Here is a 19,898-nt window from a genome sequence, read left to right as displayed (position 1 = left end):
GAAAATACAAGGCAAGCAAAACAAGAAAATTTTGGATGAGTAATATAGCCCCGACCTATAGCCTCAAATGATTGCATAAGCTTCCTGGGGCGCGGAGCGTGAAGTGCAACGGAATACTCGGCTCAGCCGGTACAGGTGCAGTGTGGTATAGGATTGAATGAAAGAAGGACAAAAGGATTGAATAAGTAAGAAAGTGTTTGCTCCCCCCTTATTCAATCATTCCGTAATTCAATCCCTCAATCCTTACCTAATTCTAGTAGCCGGGGTTCTGCGTCAACGCCCCCTCACTCAGATCCACCTCCCCCTGGGGAATGGGGAATAACTCATGCTTACCCGCCACGAAAGCCTTGCCGAGGGCCTGCATGGCAGTCGCCGCCCTGCCGGTGCGGACCAGGTCGAACCAACGGTGTTGTTCCAGCGCCAATTCTACCCGGCGTTCCCGCCAGATTGCCGTCCGTAGTGCTGCCTGATCGGTGGTCGTCACGTCCGGAAGGATGTTGGCGTTCGAGCCGCGGGCGCGCGCCCTTACCTGGTTGAGGTAAGTCAGGGCAGCTTCCGGTTCTCCGGTTTCATTGAGGGCCTCCGCCGCGATCAGGAGCAGGTCGGCGTAGCGGAAAATCCGGATGTTCCCCGGGCCGTTTCCGTTACCCCCGGGATGATCCACCACGAAAGCCTTCTGGTTGAAGCGCTCCCCGACGATATTGTCGTCGCCAACCACTAAAGCGGAGCCGTCTGGCAAGACCTCCCCCACGTTGAGGATGGTAGCTTCGCGGCGCGGATCACCCGGTTCAAAGGCACGAATGAGGTCGTCACTCGGACGATTGAATCCCCATCCGAGATTAGGCTCTCCCCGAACGCCCTGTACTTCGTTGTACTGCGTTCCACCGCCGCCGGTGGCGTACGCGGCGGCCTGCACCTCGAAGATGCTGCCGGGACCGTTCTCCCCGCCCTGGGTAAAGATGCTCGTGTAACTCGGTGCCAGGCTGTATTCCCCACCGTTAATGACCTCCAGCGCGTGATCCGCAGCTTCTGTATAGTTGCCCCGGGTCAGCTGAATTTTCGCCATCAAAGAAATGGCCGTGCCGCGGGTAACTCTCCCCAGGTCCTCACTGCCGTATTCGCTCCGCTCCGGAAGCACGGTAGCCGCCATCTCCAGGTCGGACAGTATCTGGGCGTAGACTTCTTCCTGGTCGCTCCGCGGAATCGCGAAATCGGCGGGAAAGGGCTCCAGGATCAGCGGAACGTCGCCGAACCAGCGCACGAGGTTGAAATAAAAGTAGGCCCGCAGCGTGCGCGCTTCGGCCAGTAATCTTTCCCGCAGCGCCTCGTCCATTTCCGGCACCTGAGGGATACGCTCAATGGACAGGTTCGCCCGGAAAACGCCGTCGTAATACCCCGCCCAGACGGAGGCGGGCGCAATGTTGGAGGCCGTAAACTCGAAGTCTTCGACTTCCTGCAGGAAGAAGGCATCGGAGGGGAAGCTCCCCTTTTCGGAATCATCACTGACGATGTCCGTCATGCCGATGAAACTGAACACGTGGACCTGCCATTCCCGGAGCTGGTTGTAAATGGCGTTTACGGATTGCACCGCATGATCTTCCGTTTTGAAGTAGTTCTCCAGGGTGAATTCGCCCTGCGGAACCCGGTCCAGTACCTCCGTACAGGAGACCAGGGTCAGGAAGAACGCAACGAGGAGGAGGTGATGAAAGGATTTCATGATGACCATACTTTTATGCACTAAAATTGAAGATCTAAACCAAAGGTGAGGATGCTGGAGATCGGGTAGATATTTCCGCGATCAATGCCGTTGTCGAACACCGAGCCGTTGAAAATTTCGGGATTGTAGCCCGAGTATTCCTGAGAGGTCCACAAGTTCGTCCCGCTCACGTACAAACGGAAGGATTCCAGGCGCAGTTTCCGGACAAGGTGCGCTGGAATACGGTATCCCAGCGTAACGTTGCGCAGCCGGACGTAAGAACCATCCTCCACGAAGCGAGAGGACAGGGTTTCAATATTTTGTCCGGCCAGCGTGACGCGGGGTTCGGCATTACTGGTCCCTTCACCGTTCCAGCGGTCCAGGAAGCTGGTTTCGTAATTGTAGGCCCCGAAACGCGACATCTTCTTGGCGTTGACGATCTGGTTGCCAAACTGCCCCGTGAAGTCGAAGGTGAGGTCGAAGCCCGCATAATTAACCGAACCGTTCAGCCCCAGAATGGCGTCCGGGATGGCGTTGCCCAGCACCACCCGGTCTCCGTCGGGGGTGATGACCCCGTCACCGTTCTGATCGCGGAAGCGGAGATCGCCCGGCCGCTGGGTACCCAGGGTGGGAAACTGATCCACTTCTTCCTGGTTCTGGAACACTCCGTCCAGTTCGTAGCCCCAGAAGGAGCCGGCCGTAAAGCCGGCCCGGGAGTTCGTTCCCAGCTGTCCGCCGACCCCAAGGCCTCCGGCAAAGAAGTCGCTCTGCTCACCGTCGAGTCTCAGTACTTCGTTGCGCACCAGGCTGAGGTTACCCCCGATGGAATAACTCAGTTTGCCCCGGGTTTCCCGCCACTCAATCCGCAGGTCAACCCCTTCGTTGAGCACCTCGGCGATGTTGCGCACCGCGGCACCGGCACCAATGTAGTTGGGAATCGGCGCGTTGAAGAGCACGCCACTAGTCACCTTGCGGTATACGTCCGCCTCCAGCTGCAGCCGGTTGTCCCAGAGCCCGATTTCGACGCCAAAGTCCGTCTGGGTAGTTGATTCCCAGCGCAGGTCAGGGTTAGCCAACGTCGTCAGGGTCGCTCCCGGCAACAGGACTTCATCCACGCCGAAAACGGCATTGATGCCGCTGTTCACCAGTGGCGTAAAGCCGAAGTCCCCGATCCGGTCGTTGCCGGTCTGCCCCCAGCTGGCCCGAAGCTTCAGGCGGCTGATGACGCCGCCGTCGTTCCAGAAATCTTCCTGGCTTACGTTCCAGCCCAGCCCCACGGAAGGGAAAAAGCCGTAGCGATTGTTGGCGCCGAAGCGGGAAGAACCATCAATCCGTCCGGACAAGGTCACCAGGTAACGCCCGCCGTAGGTGTAGTTGATGCGTCCGAGGTAGGACACCAGGCCCCAGTTACCGCCGAAGGTACCGTTGCTGTTCGTCGCCGTGGTCAGATCGCCGGCGTTCAGGTACCGCAGGCTTTCGTCCTCTCCGATCAGATCCTGACGGGCCCCGGAAAGAAATTCACCGAAGTTGTCCTGGGAGGTTATCCCCACCAGGGCGTCAAAATTGTGTTCCCCGACCTTGCGGTTGTAGTTCAGGGTGTTCTCCCAAAGCCAGTTCCGTCGGTAGGCGTTGAATACGCTGATGTTGCTGATTTGGTTCTGCTGACTGGCCGAGACGAAGAATACCGGCGTGAAGTTTCGGTTTCGGGCGTAGTTGAAGTCCAGCCCGAAGCTCGTCCGGAAGCTTAGCCCCTCCGCCAGGGTAGCCTGCAGGAAGGCGTTGCCGACCGCACGGTAATCCTGACTGCGGTTATTGGCGAATGCAATGGTGGCCAGGGGGTTGCCCGTGTTACCGCGGATGGCCGTATTCCCGAAATTCCCCAGGCTATCGATTGGCTCGGTAATGGGATCCGACCGGTAGGCGTTCAGCAAAATGCCTCCGGCGTTGACGTTATCCAAACTCCCCAGAATCAAACTGAGGTTGGTGCCGATTTTCAGCCAGTTCTTGATGGATCGCGTAGTGTTCACCCGCGTGGTGAAGCGCTCAAAATCGGACCCCTGAATGATACCTTCCTGCCGGAAGAAGTTGGTGCTCACGTTGATGGACGATCGGTCGTTACCGGCCGCGAAACCGACCTGGATGTTCTGAATGTTAGCGGGCTGGAAGACCGCGTCCTGCCAGTCCGTTCCTTCACCGAATTGCTCGGGGTTGGCGTATCGGGGCGTCCGGCCTTCGTTGGCGTCCGCTTCGTTGATGAGGGTAGCGTACTGGGTGGCGTTGGCCAGATTGATGGTGCGCACCACTTCCTGTACCCCGGTGTAGGCTCCTACGGTCACCCGCCCGGTACCTGCGTCCGCGCCCTGCTTCGTCGTCACAATGATGACCCCGTTGGCTCCCCGCGCGCCGTAAATCGCCGTCGCCGAGGCATCCTTGAGCACCGAGACACTTTCCACGTCCTGCGGATTGATGAAGGAAATATCGTTAAGGATCATCCCGTCCACGACGAAGAGCGGATCGGCGTTGTTGAGGGTACCCACGCCGCGGATACGGAAGATCGCGTCCGCGCCGGGAGCACCAGAGCCGGGAATAATCTGCAGCCCCGCAACCTTACCCTGCAGGGATTGCCCCAGGGACTGGGTGGGAATGTCAACGATGTCCTCGTTGGAAATTACCGCCACGGCGCCGGTCAGGTCTTCCTTCTGCTGCACGCCGTAACCAATCACGACCACCTCGCTGAGCACTGCGGAGGCCTCGGCCAGATCAACGTCAATCCGATTGCGGTTGCCAATGGCCAGCGTCTGGGGCGAGAATCCGAGATAAGAAAAACGGATGCTGTCACTGCCCGCGGGAACGGTCAGGGAATACCTTCCGTCCAGGTCCGTCACCGTTCCGGTGGTGGAATTCACGGCCTGCACGGTAACGCCAATGAGGGGGTCTCCGTCTCCCGTCACGGTTCCGGTGACGACCGTTTGGGCGCGAGCGCAGGTGCAAAGTCCCCCCAGCAGGGCAAAGAAAAATAGCGTTCGTAAGCTCATATTCAGGAGTTTATTGAGGGGTAATGGTCACGGACTCCTCGGCCCGGAAAACCCCGATAAGTTTTCGTGATCGCCGGCCTTCGGAAAGCAACGAAAAGCGCGACGAATTAAAGTAATGGTCAGCGAGGGAGGTCATTCCCCCCAAGGACCAGCGGTGGGCCAGCCAGGTCAGCAGCCCGCTCCCCTACCCTGGCCGGGAAATTCGGATGTTTGCCTGCGTCAGGATTCCCGATTCAGCCAGCCGCCGGCAAAACCAGCCCGCCGTAGGCCTTTACGGATGTAGGGGTTCTTCTTCATCAGCTCCCAGACCAGTCCGCTGCGATGATTCTCCAGCTGAATGAGGATGGGTCCCTGGTCAATCCCCAGGTAGTCCACGTCAAACCATCCCCCGGGGCGATCCGGATCGGGATAGCTGAGGTTGAAGGCGTCTTTGAAGCCGTAGGGCCCCACCAGACTATCGTAGTGGGTCGTCCACATATACTCCAGGGCCGCCAGACATTCTTCGGGAGCGAAGGGTACGGATCCTCCCGCCGCCGTGGGCGCAATGGTGCCGTCATCGATGATGTGGCGGGCCGATGCTCCCCGTGCACGGTAATCGTAGAAGGTAACGGGGCGTCCGTTGCGGACCGTGTCCAGTCGACCCGGCCCGTCACAGGCCGTCAGGCCCCAGTTATTGGGTCCGTACCCGACGAACCCACCGGGATTTTCGATGCAGTAGGCCCGGTTGGTCAGGGTCGCCACCCGGCTGTTCTCAAAGTAGTCACTCTCCTTTTCGCGCATGTAGTCGTCCTGAATGCCGCGGAAATCGATGTACATGTGGCTGTACTGGTGGCCAAACAGCGGACTAAAATTCAGGTGTTCTTTTCCCTGAAATTCGGCCCACTGATAGTCTTCCGTCCACCGTTCCCAGGCATTATCGGGAACGGGGTGCGTCGGCGAGCCCATGGCGAGCACCAGGAGGATCATGGCTTCGTTGTAGCCATTCCAGTCGGCGGGAATGTAGCCCCGCTCGGGGTGCCACCCCATGCTGATGCGTCCCTGCTCGTTGAGCATCCAGTCCCACTCTACCCGCAGGTAGAGGCTGTCGGCCAGGGCCCGGATGCGGCGTTCTTCTTCGTTGTCCCGGTCAAAGTAACTCTGACTGGAAAGCACCCCGGCCAGTAGCAGGCCACTGTCGATGGTGGACAATTCTACCTGCCGGTAACGAAGGGCATTGTCGTTGGTCAGAAAATGGTAGAAGAACCCTCGGTGTCCGGCAACTCCGGCAGCGTGTTTTCCCTGCGGCAGGGACCACAGCTGCTCAAGGGTTTGTCGGGTACGTACGGCGGCCTCCTCCCGAGTGACGAATCCACGCTCCACCCCGACGAGGTAGGCCGTAAGTCCGAAGCCCGTTGCGGCAATGGAACTGAAACGCTCGGTGGGCCAGCGGTCGGGAATCTGATGATTACCGGGCAGGGCCGTTTCCCAGAAGTAGTTGAAGGTCCGACGCTGCAGTTCATCCACGGAGAAGGCACGATCGGCCTCCTCCCGGGGGGCCTCCCCCGGAGTTTCGGCAACTCCGGCGGAAGGCCCCTGGCAGGCGATCACCCCCCAAAGCAGGAGGGGTAAAAACAGGTATTTCACGCTTATCTATTCGCGGATGATCATGGTGCGGGCTACCGGAATACCGTTGGCGTCACGGGCGGTCAGCACGTACGTTCCCCGGGCAATGCCTTCGAGTGGCCACTGCACCTGCGCTTGCGCCCGATTCACGCTCAAATGCTTGACGCGCTGGCCCAGCATGTTCGTCAGTTCAAAAAACACCGCACCGTCGTTATTCTCGATGGTCAGCAGCTCACTCACGGGGTTCGGGTACACCCGCAGGGAGTTGATGCTCACGGGATTGAAGATGCTCGTCGAGGCACAGTTACCACCGCCCACGGCGATGTCGTCGAAGTAATGCGTCAGGTTCTCCATCGGAATCACCCCGAAGTTCGGGATGAGGGTGATGCGGGTGTAGGCCGCATTATCCGGCAGCACACTCATGTCAAAGGTCAACTCCTGCCATTCCCCCGGCGTGTCGTAGGTGGCAAAAACGTCTCCGGATTGGGGAGCCTCATCGGGGCCACCCTCCAACTTCAGGACGATCTCCCCGGCCACGTCCATGAGGACCTTCATGGTCACAATCTTGTTATCCACGGGCAGGATGATCGGTGCGTCGGGATCGGCGAACATACCGGCAAATTCCAGTCCGTCGGACGCCTCCTCGAAGGTACCCACCTTGGCACTGGGGTTGCCGTCACTGACGTTCGGGTTATCGGAAATGATGAACTCGTTGCCCTCGAAGGCACCGTTGGCAAAGTAGCGCCAGGAACTCAGCGTCAGATCTTCGGATTCAAAGGTCACCACGCAGTCGCTGGTGTAGGGAGCCCGGGCGAACTGCAGGTCGTCAACGTAGTAGGTATTGTTTTCGGGGTTATCGGTTCCCGCGCCGAAGAAAATGCCCAACGCCTGGTAACCACCGTCGGCCACCGCGCTGAAGTCGACCTCATAGTCCACCCACTCGTTGGTGGCGGGGATGTCCACAAAGACTTCGGTATCCGGACCGGTTCCCTGCTCCAGTTTGAACAAAATCTGCCCGGCGACGGGTGACCAGATTTTCGCCTGCAGACGGTTCTTTACGCTCAGGTCCAGGGGCTCGTCGAAGGAAATCAACAGCACGTTGAAGGCTCCGGGAGGATCGACGAACTCCCCTACCCGCGTACTGGGGTTACCCGCGGAAACGTCGGGGTTATCCACCGCCGTGATGGTGCCGATCGTGTAGTTAGCGTTCCGCTGGCACTCAAAGTCATCAATGATGTCGGGGTCGGCGACCACGTCGGCACAGGGGTCCACGGTACTTTCTCCCTGAATCAGGTTGTCGAAGAAGTAGGTGCCGTTACCGCTGGTTTCGGGATCAAAGAGGAGGTTGATCTGATCGAAGTCGGTTACGCCGGAAAACTCTTCAAAGTTAAAGTTCAGGGTCTGCCAGCTCATTGTGGCCGGAATATCCGCCTCGACGCTGCGGGCACCGTCGATGGGACTGACCAGCTGCATGGTTACCGACGTAGCGCCGTCCGGAGCCCAGACGTCGAGGTTCAACTGCGGGTTGGTGCTCAGGTCAATGCCCTCCAGCAGGGTGGCCGTCAGAGTGGAGAAGCTCGAGTTACCCCGAACGTACTGACCGATATTGTCGGATTCATTACCCGTCATGTCGGGGTTCGCGATCGGACCGGTAAAGGTGCCGTGCAGGGTGTTGTCACCGTTCAGAGGCATCCACGCCAGGTTGGCGCCGTCTTCAAAGTCTTCCAGGGCCTCGGCCGGTGGTGCGGGCGTCAGGCTGAGATCGTCGATGTAGTAGATGTCGCCCGCGGCGGCGTCTACCCCGGCATTGAAAAAGAGTACGATTTGTCCGTGATTGGCGGCCGACTGGCTGCTGAAATCGGCGCAGACTTCCACCCAGCTTCCGGAGCCATCCAGGGCTACGGGCACCTCAAAGGGAGCAGATACACCACCTTCCAGTTTCATGAGTAGGTTGCCGGCTACTTCCGTCCACACCTTGAGACAAAGCTGGTTATTGACGGAAAGATCGACGGTACCGTTGTAGTCGATGATGAGGGGGTAGAAAGCTCCGTCGCGGTCGGTGTATTGCCCGACGGAATCGCTGGGGTTGCCGTCCATGTCCGGGTTCGCGATCACCTCAATGTCGGAGAAACCTACGCTGTAGGAAGCATTGCGCTGGCACTCAAAGTCGTCCAAAATCGTGGGATCGGGAACGGTACCGGCACAGACCCCCGCCGGGCTGGCGATGAGGTTATCGAACAGGTAAGTATCCGTACTCGTCTCCACTCCGGGGTCGAAGAACAGGATGATTTTATTGATGGTCGTAAAGCCGGCGGCAGCGCTGAAATCAAAGTTGTAGGTGCGCCACTGGTTCGCCACGGGGATATTGACGGTCCGCTCAATGGCCTCTCCGGTGCCTTCCAGTTTCAGCAGCAGCTGGGTGGCGGCTCCGGCATTGATTTGGATAGAAAACTGGTTGTTGACGCTCAGGTCAAGCGGGGTTGCCACCTCCGCCAGGAAGAGGCTAAAGGCCCGGTCGCCCTGCTTGGTGTAGGAGCCCACAAAGGCACTTGGGTTGCTGGTGGTATCGTCGGGGTTGGCCACGATCTCAAAAGATCCCTCAATGGCGTTCCACGGCAGATCGGCCATGTTTCCCTCAAAGTCCTCCAGCAGGACCTGGGCCGTTAGGGTGCCGCAGCAAAAGGCGGCCAGTAGTAGAAGTAAAACTCTTTGCATGATACGGTTGATTAATTGAAGCGAAATAGGTGCTCATCGTTCATCGAGCAAAATTGGCAGGGTGGTCACGCCACCCGGGCCGTTAATTTTTAGCAGGTAATATCCCCCCGGAAGCCCTGTGTTAGTACGCTGGGCGCCGGAGCGCAGGTGCAAACTTATTTGGTTAAGGCCGGGGTTGAACCGGGTAGCCGACTGGAGCTGATGGACGCTACGGCCATCGAGCGAAAGCAGCTCCACACTCACCGTCGCCGACTGCGCCAACTGCAGTTCCAGAGTAGTCACGTCGCTGGCGGGATTGGGGAAAACCCGGGGCGCGGCGGCCAGGAATCCGGGCAGTTCCGGTACGCTGACGGGCGTGGTGTCCGCCACGAATCCGGCGGCCTCCAGCATCACGTCCACCTCCGGATTTTGCATGAACAAATCCCAGAGCAATCCGCTCCGGTGATTTTCGATCATACAGATGATCGGTCCCTGGTCGATGGCCAGGTAGCTGCGGGCGTACCAGTTCCGGCTTTCGTTGAAGGCATCGTAGAAGCCGTAGGGACCCCAGAGCTGATCGCCCATCTCCCGGTAAAAGTGCTTCAGGGCAGCCATGCTCTCTTCGGGGGTGTAGGGCATACTGCTCAGGGCCGCGGTGGGCGTAATGGTGCCGTTGTCCGTGCTCCGGTTATCCGGAGCGTGGGCCAGGTAGCCATCGGGGTCATCACTGGCCGTCAGCCCCCAACATTCCGGACCGTAGCCTTCGTGGTTGTAGGGATTATCGATGCAGTGCTCGTAATCGATCAGGCTGTGGTTACGGCCCACCTCAAAGTAGTTGGCATACTGATCGCGCTTTCCGCGCGGATCAAAGCCCAGGTAGCTGTAGTGCGTAAAGAAAAGCGGGCCTCCCTTCCCGCGTCCCAGCAGTAGTGGGATGCCGTAATAGCTCAGGGAGTTTTCGTAGGCACCTCCCGCCCAGCCGGTGTGGTAAAGCGAGGGCGGAATGGCGTAGTCGGGGTTGGGTGCTCCCAACGCCAGCAGGTAGATGATGTGCGTTTCGTTAAAACCACGCACCGGTAAACTGATGGCAAACTCATGCTGAGGAGACCAGTGCCAGTAGAGTAAATCTTCGTTATTTCTGCGGTACCAACTCCAGTCGACGCCCTCCCATAATTCGGTGATGTTTTCCCGCAAGGCGATTTCTTCGGGACTATCCCCGGAATAATACACCCGGGCCGTAAGTAAGCCCTGGATGAGAAAAGCCGTCTCGACCAGGTCCCCACCGTCATCGAGCGCACTGAAGGGAATTACCGCCCCGGTAGTGCCGTTCATCCAGTGAGAAAAAGCTCCCCGAAAGCGAGGAACCGTCCCGAGGAAATTCACAATTTTCGTCGTCCGATCCAGCGCCTGCTCGTAGGTGATAAACCCTCGCTCCGCCCCGACGATGAGGGCCATGACACCAAATCCACTTCCCCCCGTGGTAACGGTAGCGGTGGTATTGCGTTCCCGGGCCATGCCGGAGGTGGGGTGGCCAAAGTCGTAGAAATAGCGGAAGGTATAGGCCTGCACCATGTCCAACAACATGGAATCGGTCATTTCGAAAGTGGTGGCCGATACGGTATCCGAAGGTTCTCCCAACTGTCCGCCCGAGCCTATGGCCCGGATGAAGTAGCGCCCCTTGACGTTGAAGTCGCCCACGAAGTCCACGTAATTTCCCGTGACGTTATTGACGCTGCCCAGTAATTCAAAGGGGCCTCCGTCATGGGAGCCGAATATGCGCACATTATTGACCGAGGGATTAGGGGATGGATTCCAAAAAACCTCGATGTGGTGATCGTAGGCCGTGGCCGACACCCCGGTTACCGCCGCTGGTTGAGACCACAGCGCGGCCGAGAATAACAACAGGAATACCGGAAAGAATACTTTTTCGTAGCGATCCATCAATTGTGCTTCGTTCAAAATGATTGCCCAAGCGGGGGAATCATTCCCATGATCAACTGATGGCCAATTTCGGCAATCACGCCATGATTTTCCTAATAAATCACCTCACCACCACTACGCCATTTTGCATTTCAGTCCAAAAAACACTTGTCCAGACAATATCACAAATAGTTAAATTTCAACCATTTATCTACTAAGGCACACGAAAAACGAAACGGAAGCTACCACAAAGCACCTCACCAATCAATTTTTCCAGCCTAAAAGTCCAGCAGGAATCGATTCAGGTCATCGGTAGCGTCCAGCGCCAATTTCTTCCTTAACCGGTACCGCTTATTTTCTACCCCACGCAAGGAAATATGGAGGAGTGGAGCGATTTCCTTGGAGCTCAGGTCCATCTTCAAATAGGCTGCCAGTCGGAGGTCACCGGTGGTGAGCTTTGGGTAGGCCTTCCTCAGGCGCGCCAGGAATGCCTCGTGTACTTCATTAAAGTGGGATTCAAAAATCGCCCAGTCTTCCTCGTGGTTGAGGTTGCGCTCGATCAGGTGCTCCATTTTGCGGTAGTCAATCGTGCCTTCGGGACGTTTTCGTGCCTTCGCGATTTCTTCCTTCAGCACGATGAGCATCTCGTTTTTCTTCGCCAGCGTGAGGGTGGTATTGGCCAGTTCCTCACTCTTGCGGCGGACGTCTGCCCGGAGCTCCCGGTTACGGGCCTGAATCCGTTCTCGCTGTACTTCCCGCTGTCGTTGTACCTCCATCCGCCGGGCCTGCCGCCGCAAGCGCGCCAGGTGCCACCGATACAGTAGAATCAGCAGGACAAGAAAGAGGGTGGTATAAATTGCGTAGGCCCAAACGGAAAGGTACCAGGGTGGAAGAATCTCAAAACAAACCCTGGCGCTCCGTTCGAACCAGTTGGCCTCCACCTCAAAGCAATACTTGCCGGCCGGCAAACTCGTAAAGGATCTGGTCCCCACGGGAGACCAGCTAGACCACTGCCCGGTCGAATACCCCACCAGTCGGGTCCGGTAGTTTACCGGCCGGTCGTACACCGGCAAGCTGTAACGGAAGACCAAATCGTTGTTTACGTAGTCGAGCACAGCGGGTTCCTCCGTTACCCGTAGTTCCCGCCGAGCCTTTGGCGTTCCGTAACGGCCGCTCACCCGCAGCGGGGCGTTATCGTTGATTTCCGGCGCAATGCTGACCTGTGCGTAGCCGTCCGTGAGCAGAAAAAGAAATTCCTCCTCATTCCAGGGGATGATTTCCGGGAAGGGGAACCGCAAGCGAATGGGTAGCTCTATGATCTTATTGCTTCCCCGGTAGACTCCGATCCGGTCGGTCTGGTAGAGGAACCAGGTGCCTTCCGAACGACCGTTCAAACAGTAATTTCCCGGTTTCAGCGGGACGCCACGAAACGATTCTAACTCCCGGAGTTCTCCTTCCGAAAACTGCCATACCCCTTCCGCATTTTGGACCAGCAGCGTGTCCCCGAAAGTAGTGAGGCTGGCCTTGACCAGCTTGGCTGCCGGCAGCGTGTCAAGACTGACCAGCGTCCGGCAATCTTCGCTCAGGGAAAAGTGAAAGCCTCCCCGAGAGCCATGCAGCGCCAGGTATTCTCGCCTCCCCGTTTGGGCCAGGTAACGGATGGGCTGAGAGAATCCATCGATGCTGAGGGTACTAACTCCGGCTTCCCCGATTTCGAGGAGCTGGAGTCCGGTGTAGGTGGCCTGCAGCAATTGGCCGGGCTTATCCGCGACGGGCAGGGTGCACCATCCGCCGGAGCGATCGGATATCAGCCTGGCCGTAGAGTCCTGCACCAGAAAAGTTCCTTCGTTGTGGCCACAAAGCAACCCCTCCTCCAGGGGACGCAGTTCCCAGACCTGACCAGCCGTACCCGGTACCAGTCGGTATTGTTTCTGTCGGGGCGACCACCAGTACAGGCCCTGGTTGGTTCCGAAGTAGGTAAGTTCCCCGAAATTGGCGGCGGCATAAACCGTTCCGGGCGGACGGTCTTCTCCCTGGTGGTACCGCACCGCCCGGGAACGGTCCACCATGTCCAGGCCACGGTCCAGCCCCAGCCAAAGATTACCAAAGCGGCTTTCCCGCATCGCCAATACGGTATTATTGGCCAGGCCCGATCGTTCGTTCAGCCTGGTGATCAATCCCTCCTGCGGGTCAACAAAAAAGACTCCCCCATTGATGGTTCCGATGGCCAGACGACCGTCGCGCAAGCGGCACAGGCGGTTGGCCTGGGTTTCGGCCAGCAATTCATTCACGGCTTCCCACCAGGGGAGCAGCTGGCCGCCATCAAGTTGGTAAACCGCATCGGCGGTGCCGATGAGGAGTACGCCATCTATTTCGGTCAGGCCGATCACTTCCCCTTCTCCGAGACCTTCCGTTCCGGGCAGCAAGACAAAATGATCACCGCCCTCCCAGCGGTAGACGCCACTTCCGGTAACCGGCACGAGCAACTCGCCGTTCACCACGGTAGCAAACATCATGACTCCGGGGGGAAGAACGGTTTCCATGTTCTCTCCGTCGTAGATGAACAGTCGTCCGAAGGACTGGAAGACCACCCGCCCGTCCGGCAAAACTTCGATGTGCCAGATCTCTTCGTCCTTATCTTCCGGCATCAACTGCCCGGATAAGGACCGCCACTGCGGGCTCAGACCGGCAGCCTCCGCGAAGTACCCCAGTTCCCCAAAGCCACCAGCGTATACCTTGGTTCCCGAGGCCGCCACCGCCCGCACGGTGGGCTTGTTGGGCAGGGGAAGGGTCTGCCACCCTCCTCCATCGTAGCGCAAAACGCCGACGGCATTGGCCACGTATACGAAGCCCGCCTCATCCTGAGTGACGTCCCAGTTTTGTACGCCGCCCACGAAATTCTCTCCGGCAAAATGGTGAATCCGGGGAGTAGGCAGGGGGCCCTGGGCCCCCAGGAAGTAGGGAGCACACCACAATACGTGTAACCACAAAAGAAACTGACGTGGGACCAAAGGCTGTTTTTTTCGGCGAAGCAAGGTAGTAAACCAAATAGTTTTACTCCGGACATCCATAAGAACGAACAAACCATTCGCGGCCATCAACTGTTAGCCCACAAATCCCCCCAGCAACTTTGCCCAGCTCCCTCGAAAGGATTTTGTTACGTATGTCCGATGCACCTCCCGGCCGCCTGGAGGTAATGACTGAATTGGTGGATATATTCCGCAATAATTACCGGGAAACGGGTAAAATTGACGGCGTCTTCCTGGAGCTGGAACAGGCCCTGAAGACCGAACCGAAATTTCGGGAAGGGCTGCTGAAGTGGATGAATTACGTCCTGCAGCACTACGACTTTTTCTCCTTTTTCACCCAGTACTCCTTCCTGGACCAGAGTAGCTTCCTCCTCGGAATCTGGGCGCGGATTAAGAACCGGGTGATTCCCCGGGTTCCTCCCGAAACGGACATCCAGCACTTCTTACTGACGGTATTCCGGCTAAAGGAGGACCTCCCCTGGATCAGACAGCTGCCCGCGGACGGTCTTGACCGGCTTTTTGGCCCGGACCAGGTGCAACTGGATACCCGACGGGTGGAGGAGCAACTGAATTTATCCATTCAGTCGCTTGGGGTGAAGATTGGTGGTTTCGGACTGGACCACCGGGTGCGGCAGCTCTTCCGGCGGCTCGACCTAGACACCCGGCCGTTTGCCCGGCTTCAGGAAGTGGTCTCGGATCCAGCGCCCCCGGAGGATACCGAAAGTATATTTCGGCTACTGAAGGCCGTACGGGCCAACATCATCAGCTTGCGGCTGCGGAAGAACGAGATCGGCACCACGCTCAAGCTCACCTTCGAAAGCAAAAAGGCACTGGATAGCCTGGCCATTCTCGAAGAGCTCCTGCACCTGCGCGCCGCGCCCAATGAAAAAAGTAACTGGCTGCGGGTATTTGAAACGGCTGCGGGCGGGGAAGTTCACCGGATGCACATCGGTCGCTTCATTAACGAAAACCTGGACCTGCTGGCGTTAGAAATTGTAAAGCGTACGGCCCGTTCCGGCGAGAAGTACATTGCGGAGAATCGGTCCGAATATTATGGCATGTTACGGGGTAGCCTTTTGGGGGGCTTGCTGATTGCCATTTTCGCGGCAGTAAAGGTTGGCCTGTACGAGTTACCCACGGATAAGCTACCACAATCGCTGCTCTTCAGCATCAATTACGCCATGTGTTTCGTGCTGGTCAAAGTCTTTGGGGGCACCATTGCCACCAAGCAGCCCGCCATGGTCGCCTCGACGATCATCAAAAAAATTGATCAGAATAATGACCTGAAATTGGGCGCAATCGAAGAAATTGTTTCTTTGATCAAACAGGCCAGTCGGAGTCAGTTTATCTCTTTTGTGGGTAATATCTTCGCGGCACTTCCGCTGGCGGTCCTGATTGCCAGGGCATCCTTCTACGTCAACGGCATCAGTTTTGTCACTACGGAAAAGGCAGAAAAATTGGTCCACGACCTCTGGCCCTTCGCCGGAAACGGACTAGGATTCGCGGCCATCGCCGGCGTTTTCCTGGCCTTCGCTGGCCTGATCTCCGGCTACCTCGACAACAAAGTGGTGGCCAGTGAAATGGAAACCCGACTCAATCACCACCCGCTCCTACGGTGGCTGCTTCCCGAAGAGACCCGGAAAAATTTTGCGGCCTACCTCTGTAAAAACCTGGGAGGCTTGAGTGGCAACGTCAGCCTGGGTTTCTTCCTCGGCATGGCCGGCTACCTGGGCTACCTCACTGGCCTGCCCATTGACATCCGACATATTGCCTTCAGCTCGGCCAACTTTGGCTTTGCCCTGGCCACCATCGATCTTACCCTCCCTACCCTGCTGCTCGCATCCCTGAGTATCCTCATCATCGGAGCAACCAACTTCGTCGTCAGCTTCGGCATCACCCTCTACATCGCCCTGCGCTCCCGCAGCATCACTTTCGGCAGAACCTTTAGCCTGCTGGGCCGCCTATTACTGGAAATTAGTGTTCGCCCCTGGACGTTCCTGTTGTTTCCCCGTAGCCAGGCCCCGGAGAAGGGGTAATTCTGGATGTCTTAGAACAGCGATTAGCCAGACAACTGGAAAGAAGAAAATTTTGGATGAGTAAAATTATGGCAAAGTTGTCCGCCATTCCTCCTCCAACGACAGCGGAGCAATCCAACCCAGCGAATCAAACTGCAGGGGACTGCTCCAGTACTGAAAATCGTGGCCCTTCACGTTATCGGACGCCGAGCCCCACAGGTCCCCCATCCAGATAAATTCGGTCTTCCCCTCCGTTTGCAGCGACATCACGTAAGTCTGCTGGGCGGGAATGATGACGGGGCCGGGACGGTCATTGGAAACATAAATCTCCCCTTCACTTCCAATAATTTCCGTGAGCCGCACGGCGTACGGAAAGTCCGACCGGGGTCGCATCCGGATCCGCTTTCCGGCGAGTGATGAAACGTCAAACTCCAGCACCTGCAGCATATTCTTTTGGGTCACCTCCGGGGCCAGCTCCCCGGCGGGCCGCCAACCGTGGTCGTAGAACTCCACGCTGAAGCCCGGTAGCTCAATGAGCTGATGGACCTGGGGGTTGTCTACCTGTCCACACTGCCCCGAACGGTCCCCGGTGAAGTGATGGAGCGTCAGTCGGTCTCCCTCATCGGGAACATCCAGGATCAGGGATTCAAAGGTAGAATCGATCCGGTTCAGAGCGGTGTAGTCGGTGGTGAAATACGTGCCGTCCGTAAGCTTGTGGGCCCGCCGGCCGGGAAGGCGGTTGATGTTATTCGTCAGGGTCCATTCCCCCAGGGGATCGTCGGCCACGTACACGCGGGCCCCGGCTCCCTGGTTGCAAAAACAACAGGTGTAGTCGGTGAGTAAATAATAAATATCCTTGCGCTTAAACATGGAGCCCGCCTCACAGTACTGGGCAATGTAGCCGCCGTTCTCCAGACTGGAAGAGGTATAATCCGGATTAAGCTTTTCTACGGATACCCGGTGCCCCTGGATGGTATTGTAGCTGATGTAGGCCGTCTGGTCGTCGTCGACGAACAGACCGAAATCCCCCACCCCCAGCTCGGAGTGCGCCACCTTGACGTCGGGGTTCTGGATGGTGAACGGTCCGCCGGGCGAATCCGAAACAGCTACGCCAAAGTGTCCATCCCAGAGTTCCGGATACCAGTTGTACCAGAAAACGTACTGTCCGCTGGCCTCGTGAAAAATCACGTGCGGCCGGTAATACACCCCCGAAGGAGGGTCAATCAGCGCCGGTCCCAGGTGCTCCCAGGTCACCAGGTCGTCACTGCGGTACACGTGGTATTCATTGGCCTTGGTGAAGCCATTCGTCTTCCCGTACTGGGTGCCGTACCAGTAGTAAGTCCCCCCAAATTCGATCACCCTACCATCGTGGGCATCGACGATGTTTCCGTCGGTGGTCCGGCGGGGCTCCAGGTTGGAGATGGTCACGGTTTTACCCGCTTCCGGTGGGCCCTGGGTGGCTTCGCCGGAGGAACAGGAGGGCGCCAGCGCGCAGGTGCCAAGGAGTGCAGCAAAGAGCAGAGTGAAGGTTCGGATCATAACCCGAAAACTAAGTGCTGCGGCCCAATAATCGCTCAGGATACCACAGGACACTTACGGTGGAGTGCCGCTACTCTACTACCTCCACCGCCATCCCTTTCGGAGCGTCGTATTCGATCAGTAGTTCTTCCCCCTTCCGCTGTACCTCTACTCGTAGGAGCCCAAGTGGTGTATCTACGGTAGCTTCCACTCGTTGCAACGGTCCGAGTTGTGGGCGTATCCGCACCCGACGATATCCCGGTTCCAGAGGAGCAACTCCGGCGACGTACTGAGACAGCAGGGTCAGTCCTCCCCCACTCCAGGCGTGGTTATCGGTACCGCCGCCGTACTTCGCCGAGCCGATCTCCCAGCCTTCCCACAGAGTAGTTCCGGGGCCATTGACCATCGGCCCGAATCGTTCCTTCATGCGCGTAAGGGCATCTTCGGGATACCCCATCTGAAAGAGGGCTTCCTCGACGTACTTCTCAAAGTAGGGGCTGGCGTGGCGCTGCTCGGCAAACACTCGCCTCAGAGCCGGGAAATACTCCTTCGGAGCGATCCCCGCTACCACCGCCAGGGAAGCTCCCCGGTCGTCCGGCGGGCCCTGGTGGGCCGGGCTCCGGTAGGCCTCGCCGGTCCAAAACTGCTCGTTGAAGGCCTTTTTCAGTCGTTTCATTTTGGCAAGGCTTTGGGTGTGGGTTTCCTGATCGCCCACCAGCTGGGCCATATCCTCCAGGCCCCGCAGGGCCAGGTAATACCAACCGTTAAAGATCAGGGGCATGTCCTTGTTGTCTCCCCAGTCACCCCAGGTCCAGCCTCCCTTGCGGGGTACGACGAGTCCCGTCTCGTCCTGCTGCCAGATGGCCAAATAGCGCTTCACGGCGGGGTATACCTCCCGGATCAGGTCGGCATCACCGGTATGCTGGTAATAATTCCAGATGCCGAAGAGGCCCACGCTGGCCAACATCTGGGTGGGCAATTCGCCGTCCCAGTTGCCCGCCGGCACCGGACTGTAGATGGTGCTGTCCGGCCGCTGCCAGTCCATGAGTTCTCGGATGGCCTTTCGGGTCAGGGCATCGCTGCTCCGGTCCAGGGCGTAGAAGGTTTCGCCGCTTTCCAGCACGACGTCACCCCACCACTGGGCCCGTTCGCGGTCGGGGCAATCCATGTAATTATCCCGCATGGTTACGTAAAGCGTTCGGCGAGCCTTGTCCCACAAGCGGTTGTAGAAGGGATCGTCGGCGGAAAAGGCCCCGGTAAATTCGGTGGCGTAACCCGTTTCCCGGAACCGCAGATCGTGTACGACCGTACCGGCCGGAATGGTGTAGATCACGTGGTGGCCGTTAAACCATCCGGGACTTTCAAAAGTCTGCTTAATGCCGGGTCTGGGCAAGTAAATAGTGCGGACGTTGGGCGGGCCACCCCCCCGGTAATTGTCCGTGCGCACGTCAAGGGTATCCACCGCAGCATTCGCCGGAGGAGTAATGGTCATCATGGCCGTTACCTGAGCGTTGTAGGGAAGCTGGAGCTCCAGCGGAGTGCCGTCACTGGTGAAGGGGAAGGTCGGCGCGTTGGCGTAAGCCTGGAGGCCAAAATCTTTCCACTGGGGGATGGGCCGTGCGACGGCCCGGCCGTCGCGGGAAAAGCTGATGGCCGGCTTCAGGTCTCCCGCATAGCCGTAGAGGGTTTGATCTGCCCGATACAGCGGACTGGCGTTTTGGGCCGAAAAGGCCACGTTGGACTCGGGCAAACGGTAGTTTGGGTAGGGAGGCCCCGAATTTCTTGAGAAGGCCTCGTGAAGCCCCGCCATCCAGGAGGTATCCGATACGAGCCCTAACCGTGGGGCTTGAAACCATAACCCGGCCCGGCCACTGTTCTGGTGAGAAAAGCCGTCTTTGCCAAAGTACCACACCAGGACGGACACGCGGTTTCGTCCCGGTCGGAGGTGCTCGCTGAGGTCCACTGAATCCACGTAATACCCTCCCGGCACCGGCCCCCACTTCAGTCCTCCTTCCCGAATGACCAGGGAGTCGTTCACCCAGAGCCAGTATTTTGAATCTGCGGCAATTTGCGCCATCACGGGCCTCCGCTGCTCCGACCGATTACCGGGCACCTGCGCGTCGGCGCCCGACCAATCAAAGTTTTTCTCGAAGACTAGCCAGCTGTTGGCCAGGGAACTGTCCCGAAATGCTGGCACCGTGATCCACTGCGCCGAAGGGGTATTGGGTTCCCGAGTGATTTGCTCCCCCACCGAGCAGGATAGCAAGTAACCGACGAGGATTAAGTAAAGCAAAAAACGCATAGTAAGACAAATTAGGTCTAAGGTGGACCATCCACCTGAAGCCGGAGGGAAACAAACCAAAAATGAGGACCCGGCCGACACTTGCCA

At 58.1% G+C, this 19,898-nt stretch carries 9 protein-coding genes; 1 reads left to right on the top strand and 8 read right to left on the bottom strand.

Annotated elements, in window-relative coordinates:
• Positions 1-253: 253 nt before the first annotated feature.
• The 6 genes from E1J53_RS05295 to E1J53_RS05270 all read right to left on the bottom strand — a co-directional run bounded on the left by E1J53_RS05295 (position 254) and on the right by E1J53_RS05270 (position 13,958).
• Entirely contained in the window at positions 254-1,717 is a 1,464-nt protein-coding gene (locus tag E1J53_RS05295; RefSeq protein WP_253930557.1) for a RagB/SusD family nutrient uptake outer membrane protein, read from the bottom strand.
• A 20-nt stretch (positions 1,718-1,737) separates the two neighbouring features.
• Positions 1,738-4,731, bottom strand: a complete 2,994-nt coding sequence (locus tag E1J53_RS05290) for a TonB-dependent receptor (protein ID WP_134271906.1) — start codon at positions 4,729-4,731, stop codon at positions 1,738-1,740.
• A 219-nt stretch (positions 4,732-4,950) separates the two neighbouring features.
• Complete coding sequence (locus E1J53_RS05285) at positions 4,951-6,354, bottom strand: glucoamylase family protein (RefSeq protein WP_134271905.1); 1,404 nt, start codon at positions 6,352-6,354, stop codon at positions 4,951-4,953.
• A gap of 6 nt (positions 6,355-6,360) precedes the next feature.
• Positions 6,361-9,048 (bottom strand): T9SS type A sorting domain-containing protein, encoded by a 2,688-nt coding sequence (locus E1J53_RS05280; RefSeq protein WP_134271904.1) that lies wholly within the window; start codon positions 9,046-9,048, stop codon positions 6,361-6,363.
• A 33-nt stretch (positions 9,049-9,081) separates the two neighbouring features.
• On the bottom strand, positions 9,082-10,968 hold the full coding sequence (locus E1J53_RS05275; protein WP_145913023.1) for a glucoamylase family protein: 1,887 nt from the start codon (positions 10,966-10,968) through the stop codon (positions 9,082-9,084).
• Positions 10,969-11,225: 257 nt separating this feature from the next.
• Positions 11,226-13,958 (bottom strand): hypothetical protein, encoded by a 2,733-nt coding sequence (locus tag E1J53_RS05270; RefSeq protein ID WP_134271903.1) that lies wholly within the window; start codon positions 13,956-13,958, stop codon positions 11,226-11,228.
• A 152-nt stretch (positions 13,959-14,110) separates the two neighbouring features.
• Here E1J53_RS05270 and E1J53_RS05265 point away from each other — a divergent pair, with 152 nt between their 5' ends.
• Positions 14,111-16,012 (top strand): hypothetical protein, encoded by a 1,902-nt coding sequence (locus E1J53_RS05265; RefSeq protein ID WP_134271902.1) that lies wholly within the window; start codon positions 14,111-14,113, stop codon positions 16,010-16,012.
• A gap of 66 nt (positions 16,013-16,078) precedes the next feature.
• On the opposite strand, the gene E1J53_RS05260 is transcribed toward E1J53_RS05265, so the two are convergent.
• Together E1J53_RS05260 and E1J53_RS05255 are read right to left on the bottom strand one after the other, a co-directional pair.
• A complete protein-coding gene (locus E1J53_RS05260) occupies positions 16,079-17,530 on the bottom strand; it encodes a family 43 glycosylhydrolase (protein ID WP_134271901.1) in 1,452 nt (483 codons plus the stop codon).
• 70 nt (positions 17,531-17,600) lie between these two features.
• Positions 17,601-19,811, bottom strand: coding sequence for an alpha-L-rhamnosidase C-terminal domain-containing protein (locus tag E1J53_RS05255; RefSeq protein WP_134271900.1), 2,211 nt, complete (start codon positions 19,809-19,811; stop codon positions 17,601-17,603).
• Between the last annotated feature and the right edge of the window lie 87 nt (positions 19,812-19,898).

It is taken from the genome of Lewinella sp. W8, from assembly GCF_004375085.3.
In the GTDB taxonomy this organism is placed as follows: domain Bacteria; phylum Bacteroidota; class Bacteroidia; order Chitinophagales; family Saprospiraceae; genus Neolewinella.
Note: the sequence above shows the minus strand (reverse complement) of the source record. Positions and strands in the feature narration are given on the sequence as shown.

Excerpts from the sequence above, each read along its gene's own strand:
- E1J53_RS05295 (WP_253930557.1), bottom strand. The coding sequence starts at position 1,717 with ATGAAATCCTTTCATCACCTCCTCCTCGTTGCGTTCTTCCTGACCCTG.
- E1J53_RS05290 (WP_134271906.1), bottom strand. The coding sequence starts at position 4,731 with ATGAGCTTACGAACGCTATTTTTCTTTGCCCTGCTGGGGGGACTTTGC.
- E1J53_RS05280 (WP_134271904.1), bottom strand. The coding sequence starts at position 9,048 with ATGCAAAGAGTTTTACTTCTACTACTGGCCGCCTTTTGCTGCGGCACC.
- E1J53_RS05275 (WP_145913023.1), bottom strand. The coding sequence starts at position 10,968 with ATGGATCGCTACGAAAAAGTATTCTTTCCGGTATTCCTGTTGTTATTC.
- E1J53_RS05265 (WP_134271902.1), top strand. The coding sequence starts at position 14,111 with ATGTCCGATGCACCTCCCGGCCGCCTGGAGGTAATGACTGAATTGGTG.
- E1J53_RS05260 (WP_134271901.1), bottom strand. The coding sequence starts at position 17,530 with ATGATCCGAACCTTCACTCTGCTCTTTGCTGCACTCCTTGGCACCTGC.
- E1J53_RS05255 (WP_134271900.1), bottom strand. The coding sequence starts at position 19,811 with ATGCGTTTTTTGCTTTACTTAATCCTCGTCGGTTACTTGCTATCCTGC.